Here is a 7909-nt window from a genome sequence, read left to right on the forward strand (position 1 = left end):
CGTCGTAACGGTCGGCGTCGGGGTACTTGCGTTCATCCCGGCCAGCCGCGGCGGTGAGCAGCAAAATCTTGGATTTGGCGGGGATGGCCTCGACGAGGCCGGTCATCCCCGGCCCGGACCGGGTAGAGGGCGCGTGCGCCGACGCCGAAGGCGGTCACCCGCCAGCGCTCTCCTACCCCAGCCCCGAACCGGATCCGGTGATGAGAACCGGCTTTCCCGCGAGCCGTCCGGTACCGCTTATGCCCCTGTCGCCGGGGTCGCGATCGTCTTGGCCTGCAAGTACTCGCGGAATCCGTCCTCGCCATGCTCGCGCCCGACACCGCTGATGCCGTACCCGCCGAACGGGGTGTCCGGCGAGAGATAGAACGAAGGCCCGATGTTGACGGTCCCGGCCTTCATGCGGTTCGCGAGCCGCCAGGCCCGCTCGGGGTCGGAGGTCTGGATGTAGGCCGAGAGCCCGTACCGGGAGTTGTTCGCCACCCGGACCGCCTCATCGTCATCGCCGTCGTAGCGCACCACGGTCAGCACCGGGCCGAAGACCTCGTACTGCGCGATCTCGGCGTTCTCGTCGACGTCCGCGACCACCGTCGGCTCGTACCAGAAGCCCCTGCCGCCGGTGGGCGAATCACCCCGCCGGCCGCCGACGAGCACCCGCGCGCCGGCCGCGCGCGCCCGGTCAACCAGGCCTTCCATCCGCGCGACCTGGGCACCGTTGATGATCGGCCCGACGACGTTGGCCGGATCGGTCGGATCCCCCCACGGCAGGGCGCCGATCGCCGCGGTCAGCGCGCCGAGCACCTCGTCGTAGCGCGAGGCGTGGACGACGAGCCGGGTCGCGAGCGCGCAACCCTGGCCGCTGTTGCTCATGCACATACCGATCGTCATCGGCAGGGCGACGGCCAGATCGGCGTCGTCCAGGATGATATTCGCAGACTTCCCCCCGAGTTCCAGACAGACCTTGCGGATGCCGACCGCGGCACGTTCGTAGATCCGCTGACCGACGCCGGGCGAGCCGGTGAAGTGATACATGTCCACCCGCGGGTCGCCGGTCAGCGCCTCGCCCGCCACGGCCTTGTCGAGCGAGCTGACGACGTTGAGCACGCCCGGCGGCAGATCGGTGTGCTCGTGCGCCACTCTGGCGATGAACGCGCCGGTCAACGGCGTGTCCGGGGCCGTCTTCAGCACCACGGTGTTACCTGTGGCCAGTGCGTGCTGGATCTTCCAGATGTCGGTCATGAACGGCGCGTTCCATGGCGTGATCGCCCCGACCACGCCATACGGCTCATAGCGGACGCGGCGGTTGCTCGGCAGGCCGACGCCCGTGTGCATGCCGACGTCGGTCTCCCACGGGAAACGGCCGATCAGGTCGTTGAAGTAGGTCATGTCGTTAGTCATCACGTCGATGTGCGCACCGATGTTCGAAGCGGGTGTGCCCGCCTCGGCGATCTGGACCTGCTTGGCCGCCAGTGCCTCCTTGCGCAGGGCGTCCTGTAACTGACGCAGGACCTGCTGACGGAAGGCGTGGTCGGTGGCCCACGTGGTCTCGTCGGCCGCCCGCCGCGCGGCACCCACGGCGGCGGCGACGTCCTCGGGCTGCGCATCCGCCGCGGTGCCCACGACGGACTCGTCGCTCGGGCTGATGACGTCGAAGCGCCCGCCGGCGGCCGCCTCACGGAATTCCCCGTCGATGTAGAGCCGGCCCTCGGGTTCGAAATCAAGCGGCGTGAAATCAGGCATCGTGTGCTTCTCCAGACATTACGGCGACAGGGAAACTGATCGGCAGATGGATGGCGGCGCGCACGCCGTAGTTCGTGTAGAGCACCTGCTCGCCGGGGGTGATCTCGTACTCGGGAATGCGCGTGTGGAACTCCTCCAACGCCACCCGGAGCTCAAGGCGGGCGAGGTTGGAACCCAGGCAACGGTGCGGTCCGGCCGCGAAGCCGACGTGCGCGTTGTGGGGGCGAGCGAAGTCGACGGTCATCGGGTCGGGGAACGCGGACGGGTCGACGTTCGCCGCCGCCCAAACCACCTCGACCATGGATCCGGCCGGGAACCGGCGGCCCGCCACCTCGATGTCCTCGGTCACCCAGCGGTGGCCGAGCGGCACCGGCGACTCGAAGCGCATCAGCTCCTCGATCGCCTTGCCCAGGAGCGCGGAGTCCGCCATCACCTGGCGCCGCTCGTCCGGGTGCTCGGCGAACCACGCGAACATGCACGACAACGAGCAGGTGACGGTATCAAGGCCGGCAATCACCAGCAGGTAGCAGATGTCGACGATCTCAGCGTCGCGCAGCCGGTCGCCGTCAACCTCGACGGTCAGGAAGCCGCCGATGAGATCGTCACACGGAGGTTGGGCGCGGCGTTCGTCGAGGACCTTCGCGAGGTAGGCGTACATCCGCTCGCCCGCCGCACGCATGTTGGCCTGCTGCTCATCGAGGGTCGCGCCCTGCGGGCGGACGACCGCCTCCTTGAACTCCAGGAAGATCGGCAGATCGTCGGTGGGCAGGCCGAGCAGGTCGATGAAGATGTGCGTCGGCAGCGTCGCGCACAGGTCGGACAGCAGCTCCGCCTCGCCCTTGTCGGCGAACTCGTCGATCAGGGCGTTGGTCCGGGCCCGGATCGTCTCCTCGAGCCGCGCGACCCGTTTGGGGGTGAAGAGCGGGTCTAACAGGCGGCGGTACTTGCGGTGTAGGTCGCCGTCGAGATCCAACGGGATCAGTGGTCGCTGGGCGCCCATGTTGTAATGCACGCCGTCGGTCGCCCGGACCGCCGGGTGGCGCAGGAACTCCGCCATCTCCTCGCGACGGGCAACCACGAGTGTCCCGTCCGGGCGCACCGGTGCGTCCTGCCCGGCCAGTTCGACGAACGCGCCCTGGGGATGGCGCTCGTCCCACGAACCGAGCAGGTGCGCGGCGCAGAAGACCGGCGGCGTGGTGGCCTCAGTGCTCATGTCACTCCCAGAAATGTCAGTCGGCAACGGAGATGGCCTGCTCGGGGCAGTTCTGCGCAGCCGAATGAACCGCCTCGCCCACGCTGGCCGGCATCGGATCCACCCGGACATAGGCGTGGCTGTCCACGTCGTCCAGGTCGAACAGGTCCGGCGCGGCGAGGACGCACAGGGCGTGCCCCTGGCATCGGCTCCGGTCGATCGTCACCCGCATTGGCCCGCCTCTCCCCCGCGGCCAGCTGGGCCGACCGCCCGTCCCGCGACGACGCCCACGCCCATGCCACCAACAGCACAAACAGCTAAATGAGACAGAACTCTCTTGCAGGCATCAGCCTGCCCACGTGAACCGCATAGGTCAAGGGATCAGCGCTATCTAGCCGAGTTGGAGCGCCCGGCAACAGGGATGTGGATCAAGGAGAGGGGTTGGGGTGCGTGCATCGCGAGGTGCGAGGAGGGATCCAGACCAGCTGGCAGCGATGGGCCCCCGGGGGCACGACGTGCGATGATCCACAATAGGAATGCCCTGGTCAACACCTATGGACAGGTTTCGGGTACCCACACATCAGTATGAGTATCGTGAACTCTCCCGCTGACGGCCACAGCCAGCCGCACCGTGCCGCCAGAGCCGGCCACCCCCGTCCCCGTGTCCGGGTCCCCAACGAGCGAATCGTCTTCACCCGGATGCGTACGTCGCAGGACCGCGCGGCGGACGCGATAACATCGTTCGCGGGCTCGCTACCCTTCGTCTATCTCCACGCCGTCTGGTTCGGCGTCTGGGTCCTGCTGAACGAGGGCGTGTTCGGGCGGGCCGGCATCTTCGACCCGTATCCGTTCGGACTGCTCACGATGATCGTCAGCCTGGAGGCGATCTTCCTGTCCACCTTCGTGATGGTGAGCCAGAACCGCGAAGCGACGCGGCAGAACCTGCGAGCCGACCTGGACTTCGAGACCAACCTGCGGTCCGAGGTGTGGTCGGTCCACATCGGCAAGGCGCTCGGACTCGACCCGGAACAGATCGAGCGACACGTCCAGGAGATCATCGAACAGGCCAGGGCGGGAATCAGTAACAGTCAGGCCGCACCGGTCGACCCCCGGATGCTGCTGGACCTCCCAGAATGATCCACGTTCCCGGCCCCGCTCCTTGCTCCACTCCCAGTAGATCCGAGGCGGACGACCCCGAGGTCGCCGAACCACAATGAGCAGCATGGCCGACACGATCCCGATCTACGGAGTCCGCAACCGGGTCGAGAAGAACGGGCCCGCGATCCGTGACGCTCTCGACCCCGAGGACCGCCAGGTATTCGTGGCGGAGCTACGGATCGCGCTCGCCAGCGCGGACGACACCCTCGATCTCGGCCCGGTTGTCGAAGTGATCGACCGCTGGTGGGGGCGGGCGGTACTCACCGCCAACCCGGAGATCGAGGCCGGCGCCTTCGCGGACCGGCGGCGGATCGAGGCGGGAGACCCGACCGTGTTCGGCGCCGCCACGCCTCATCCACCCCGTGACCCAGAGAGCCCCGATGGCCAGATGGCCAGATGGCCAGATGGCCAGATGGCCAGATACACGATCCGCTGGGTCACCTACGCCGAGCAACAGCGTGACTCCCTGCCCGCTGAGGGCGTGACCGGCCCCGACGGGGCGGGAAAATGATCAACCTCGATGCCGCGTTTCGCGACAGTTCCTCCGAACCGTTAACTCGTTGGCGGTAGGCGGTAGGCGGTAGGCGGTAGGCGGTAGGCGGCGAGGGTCACGAGGATCTGGTCGGCGCTCTTCGTCCAGACGAACGGTTTCACGTCGTGTTCCAGGCGTTGATCCACCGGCGGATGTCGGCGTCGAGCTCGACGACGCAGCGGTGCGTCGACCGGCGCAGCCCGCGGTTGGTCAGCTCGGCGAACCAGCGTTCGACGAGTGTCACCAGGGCTCAATGCGTGGCGAGCACCTCGATGGCTGTTGCCAACTGCCCGCGAAACCGGGCCAGGTCCGGCTGGCTGAAGGCGGCAGCCAGGCGCTGCTCGACGGCGACGGCCTGTTCGTCGGCGCGACGGAGCAGGGCCGAGCCCGCCCTGGTCAGTCTGATCAGCAGGACCTTCCCGTGATCGGGTGACGGGGTCCGGCTGACCAGGGCGCGCTGCTCGAGAAGCGTGATCACGGAGTTCATCGCCTGAGCGGTGACCCCCACGAGCCGCGCGAGCCGCGCGCTCGAGACCCCGGGGTTCTCGGTAAGCAACAGAAGGGCCGAGTACTGGGGCACGGTGAGGTCGAAGGGGTGTAGGACTCGGCTCTTCTCGGCCATCAGCGCCTGTTCGGTCTGCTTGACGAGGGTGCCCAGGCGTTGCTCGAACGGAAGGACCGACTCCCCTGCCGGCATGCTTCCTCCTCCCAGAACCCGGTGCCACCTGCACGAAGACCGACTGACGCCCTTCCGAGGCTACCGCGACTCGATCCCTCGTGTGACACCCCTGTCAGCGACATGGTTCACGCTTTCAACCAAGATTCGATGTCGAGAAAATGTCCATCTTCACATCATGGTCATGTTTCTTGACAAAACCTTGATATATTGCTTACCATCCGCATGCAGCAAGTTGCAGAGAAGGAGGGTTCGTGGGACGAGCTAGAGGAAGGCCGGCCGGCGTGAGCGCGGCTGTGCTCGTCCTGCCCGAGCGACGGCAGAGCGCGGCTCCCCTGAACCGACCAGCCTGACCACCCACCGCGCTGCCCGAACACGGGCGCTCCGAACGAGAAGGCACCGATGAACACGACCACTCTGGGGGATGACGGACCCTCCGTCGGCCGGATCGGCCTGGGCTGCATGGGTATGTCCTGGGCATACGACGAGCCCGGCCGCGACGACGCCGAGTCCGTCCGGGTGATCCACCGCGCGCTGGACCTGGGCGTGACGCTCATCGACACGGCCGACGCCTACGGGCCCTTCACCAACGAGTACCTCGTCGGCAGGGCGCTCGCCGGCCACCGCGACCGGGCGGTGCTCGCCACGAAGGCTGGCCTGGTCGTCGACGGCACCCGGACGATGCACCGCAACGGCCGCCCCGAGCACATCGCCGCCTGCATCGACGCCAGCCTGCTGCGCCTGCGCACCGACCACATCGACCTCTACCAGCTCCACCGCGTCGACCCGGCCGTCCCACTGGAGGAGTCCTGGGGAGCGATGGCCGAGGCAGTCCAAGCCGGCAAGGCCCGCGCGCTCGGCCTGTCCGAGGTGACCGTCGCCGAGATCGCGCGTGCCCAGGCGATCCACCCGGTCGCCTCCGTCCAGTCCGAGGCCTCGCTGTGGTCCCGCGACATACAGGACAACGGCGTCCTGGCCCACACCGCCGCCCACGGCATCGCCCTGCTGCCATTCTCCCCGCTGGGCCGCGGCTTCCTGACCGGAGCCATCCGCACCACCGCGGACCTGCCACCCGGCGACTGGCGCCACGGCAACCCGCGCTTCCAGCCCGCCGAAATCCATACCAATCAGCGCCTCGTCGACACCGTCCGGACCATCGCCGCCCGGCTCGACGCCACCCCCGCGCAGGTCGCCCTCGCCTGGCTGCTCGCCCTCGGCCCCCACGTCGTCCCGATCCCCGGCACCAAGAACCCGGCCCGCCTCAACGAGAACGCGGCAGCCGCCGACCTGAGCCTGCCCGACGACGCCCGCAAGGAACTCGACAGCCTGCCCGCCCCCGCTACCGCCCGCTACTGACCTGCCGCCGACAAAGGAGTTCCCCCACCATGCGCGCCCTGTCCTTCGACCGCTACGGCGGCCCGAACGTCCTCACCGTCACCGATCTGCCCGACAGCCACAGTGTTACGCGTAATTAGAGAGATGGCCCACCGGCGGCCTACATCGGCGAACAGGTCCGCGAACATCACGTCCGGGAACAGCCGGGAGCCTTCGCGGTGCAACACTGCGTAGATCGAGCCGGGTGCCACCCGGGTGTCGTAGAAGTCCGCCGTCGACCGGAACAGGCCCGGACCCGGCGTCAGTCCCAGACTCACCCTTACCCCAGGAAGTCGTATTTACAGCACATATCTTCCCAGGCCGGGGAGGCTGTCGGGGTGATTGATATATTTTGATAGTAATGTTAATAGGTATAGTTGTAGTGAAAAATATTGGTTATTTAGATTAGGGTTTAATTTTTATCCCCTCAGCTCCACCTATGATTCCGCAGGTCAAGCACCTGCTGGTGATCTTCTTCGCGGCGTGGGCCTTCGGTGATAGGTGCACTCTTGCGACACACGTGAGGGTCGTTTCGACCCCGATCATGGCGGTCCTGCTCTCGTGAGGCTGTCACTGATCTGTTCGTCGCCGAGCGCAGAATGTGTACTCGGCGCCGCAAACCTTGTACTGATGGCTCAGCAAAACCTGTACTAGCAGGAGCGCAAACCTTGTACTGCTAGACTCGCAGATTGCGTACTGTGGCCGTATGGACACGTCAAGGTATGTTCCGCGGATCGCCGACGGGCGCTTGGCGAGTCTGCTCGCAGGCCTGCCCGCCGTCATGGTCACCGGCCCGCGCGCTGCATGGCTGCGCGATCAGCTCGGCTCGGACTTCCGCGCGGGAGTCGTGTTCCATACCGGCCCGATCCCCTTCGATCTCGACGACCGGATCTGGGCACTGCCCATCTGTGCGCTGTGGGCAGCCCGGACGGGATAGCCAGCCTGCGAGCAGCCGAACGGGTAGCCATGGGGGCTTGGCTGGTGACCATGATGTCGCGCCTGTTGCGTCCGCCTTGGCTCAGGCGGTGACGCCGGTCTGGGCGGCGTGTTCGAGCAGTTCGTCGACGGACCACTGGTCGTAGGCGTGACCGCCGTATGTGACGGCGAGAACCCGACCATCGGATGCGATCAAGAAGTCCGCAGGGAGCCCGAGGTTGCCGCCGGTCGGAGCGAAGGGGGCCATCGGGTTGCGGCCTGTGAGGACACCCCACATCGATCGGATAGCAGAACGCGAGCCGGG

9 protein-coding genes and 3 pseudogenes are annotated in these 7909 nt (G+C 67.2%); 4 read left to right on the plus strand and 8 right to left on the minus strand.

Annotated elements, in window-relative coordinates:
* The 4 genes and pseudogenes from U9983_RS28135 to U9983_RS24335 form a co-directional block, all read right to left on the minus strand.
* Positions 1-133, minus strand: a pseudogene (locus U9983_RS28135) (cytochrome P450); the annotation flags it as partial.
* Positions 134-237: 104 nt separating this feature from the next.
* On the minus strand, positions 238-1737 hold the full coding sequence (locus U9983_RS24325) for an aldehyde dehydrogenase family protein (RefSeq protein ID WP_322756244.1): 1500 nt from the start codon (positions 1735-1737) through the stop codon (positions 238-240).
* Complete coding sequence (locus U9983_RS24330; protein WP_322756245.1) at positions 1730-2950, minus strand: cytochrome P450; 1221 nt, start codon at positions 2948-2950, stop codon at positions 1730-1732. Before U9983_RS24330 ends, U9983_RS24325 begins: the two co-directional genes overlap by 8 nt.
* A 16-nt stretch (positions 2951-2966) precedes the next feature.
* The gene (locus U9983_RS24335) at positions 2967-3161 is read right to left on the minus strand and encodes a ferredoxin (RefSeq protein WP_322756246.1); all 195 of its coding nucleotides are present in this window, start codon (positions 3159-3161) and stop codon (positions 2967-2969) included.
* 353 nt (positions 3162-3514) lie between these two features.
* Here U9983_RS24335 and U9983_RS24340 point away from each other — a divergent pair, with 353 nt between their 5' ends.
* Together U9983_RS24340 and U9983_RS24345 are read left to right on the plus strand one after the other, a co-directional pair.
* A complete protein-coding gene (locus U9983_RS24340) occupies positions 3515-4066 on the plus strand; it encodes a DUF1003 domain-containing protein (RefSeq protein WP_322756247.1) in 552 nt (183 codons plus the stop codon).
* 85 nt (positions 4067-4151) lie between these two features.
* Positions 4152-4598 (plus strand): DUF6247 family protein, encoded by a 447-nt coding sequence (locus U9983_RS24345; protein ID WP_322756248.1) that lies wholly within the window; start codon positions 4152-4154, stop codon positions 4596-4598.
* A 41-nt stretch (positions 4599-4639) separates the two neighbouring features.
* On the opposite strand, the pseudogene U9983_RS24350 reads toward U9983_RS24345, so the two are convergent.
* Positions 4640-4863, minus strand: a pseudogene (locus U9983_RS24350) (hypothetical protein); the annotation flags it as partial.
* A gap of 6 nt (positions 4864-4869) precedes the next feature.
* The gene (locus tag U9983_RS24355) at positions 4870-5316 is read right to left on the minus strand and encodes a MarR family transcriptional regulator (RefSeq protein ID WP_322756249.1); all 447 of its coding nucleotides are present in this window, start codon (positions 5314-5316) and stop codon (positions 4870-4872) included.
* Between the two features lie 381 nt (positions 5317-5697).
* Here U9983_RS24355 and U9983_RS24360 point away from each other — a divergent pair, with 381 nt between their 5' ends.
* Positions 5698-6651, plus strand: a complete 954-nt coding sequence (locus U9983_RS24360) for an aldo/keto reductase (protein ID WP_322756250.1) — start codon at positions 5698-5700, stop codon at positions 6649-6651.
* Here the strand turns inward: U9983_RS24360 and U9983_RS24365 are convergent.
* A complete protein-coding gene (locus U9983_RS24365; RefSeq protein WP_322756251.1) occupies positions 6645-6947 on the minus strand; it encodes a hypothetical protein in 303 nt (100 codons plus the stop codon). The genes U9983_RS24360 and U9983_RS24365 overlap by 7 nt on opposite strands.
* Before the next feature lie 428 nt (positions 6948-7375).
* On the opposite strand from U9983_RS24365, the gene U9983_RS24370 reads away from it, so the two are divergent.
* A complete protein-coding gene (locus tag U9983_RS24370) occupies positions 7376-7606 on the plus strand; it encodes a hypothetical protein (RefSeq protein ID WP_322756252.1) in 231 nt (76 codons plus the stop codon).
* A gap of 81 nt (positions 7607-7687) precedes the next feature.
* On the opposite strand, the pseudogene U9983_RS24375 reads toward U9983_RS24370, so the two are convergent.
* Positions 7688-7909 (minus strand): annotated as a pseudogene (locus tag U9983_RS24375) (AhpC/TSA family protein); the annotation flags it as partial.

It is taken from the genome of Protofrankia sp. Cas3, assembly GCF_963555955.1.
Lineage (GTDB): Bacteria > Actinomycetota > Actinomycetes > Frankiales > Frankiaceae > Protofrankia.

What these genes read in the sequence shown, in the direction of transcription:
- U9983_RS24325 (WP_322756244.1), bottom strand. Translation starts at nt 1,737, where the DNA reads ATGCCTGATTTCACGCCGCTTGATTTCGAACCCGAGGGCCGGCTCTAC.
- U9983_RS24330 (WP_322756245.1), bottom strand. Translation starts at nt 2,950, where the DNA reads ATGAGCACTGAGGCCACCACGCCGCCGGTCTTCTGCGCCGCGCACCTG.
- U9983_RS24335 (WP_322756246.1), bottom strand. Translation starts at nt 3,161, where the DNA reads ATGCGGGTGACGATCGACCGGAGCCGATGCCAGGGGCACGCCCTGTGC.
- U9983_RS24340 (WP_322756247.1), top strand. Translation starts at nt 3,515, where the DNA reads ATGAGTATCGTGAACTCTCCCGCTGACGGCCACAGCCAGCCGCACCGT.
- U9983_RS24345 (WP_322756248.1), top strand. Translation starts at nt 4,152, where the DNA reads ATGGCCGACACGATCCCGATCTACGGAGTCCGCAACCGGGTCGAGAAG.
- U9983_RS24355 (WP_322756249.1), bottom strand. Translation starts at nt 5,316, where the DNA reads ATGCCGGCAGGGGAGTCGGTCCTTCCGTTCGAGCAACGCCTGGGCACC.
- U9983_RS24360 (WP_322756250.1), top strand. Translation starts at nt 5,698, where the DNA reads ATGAACACGACCACTCTGGGGGATGACGGACCCTCCGTCGGCCGGATC.
- U9983_RS24370 (WP_322756252.1), top strand. Translation starts at nt 7,376, where the DNA reads ATGGACACGTCAAGGTATGTTCCGCGGATCGCCGACGGGCGCTTGGCG.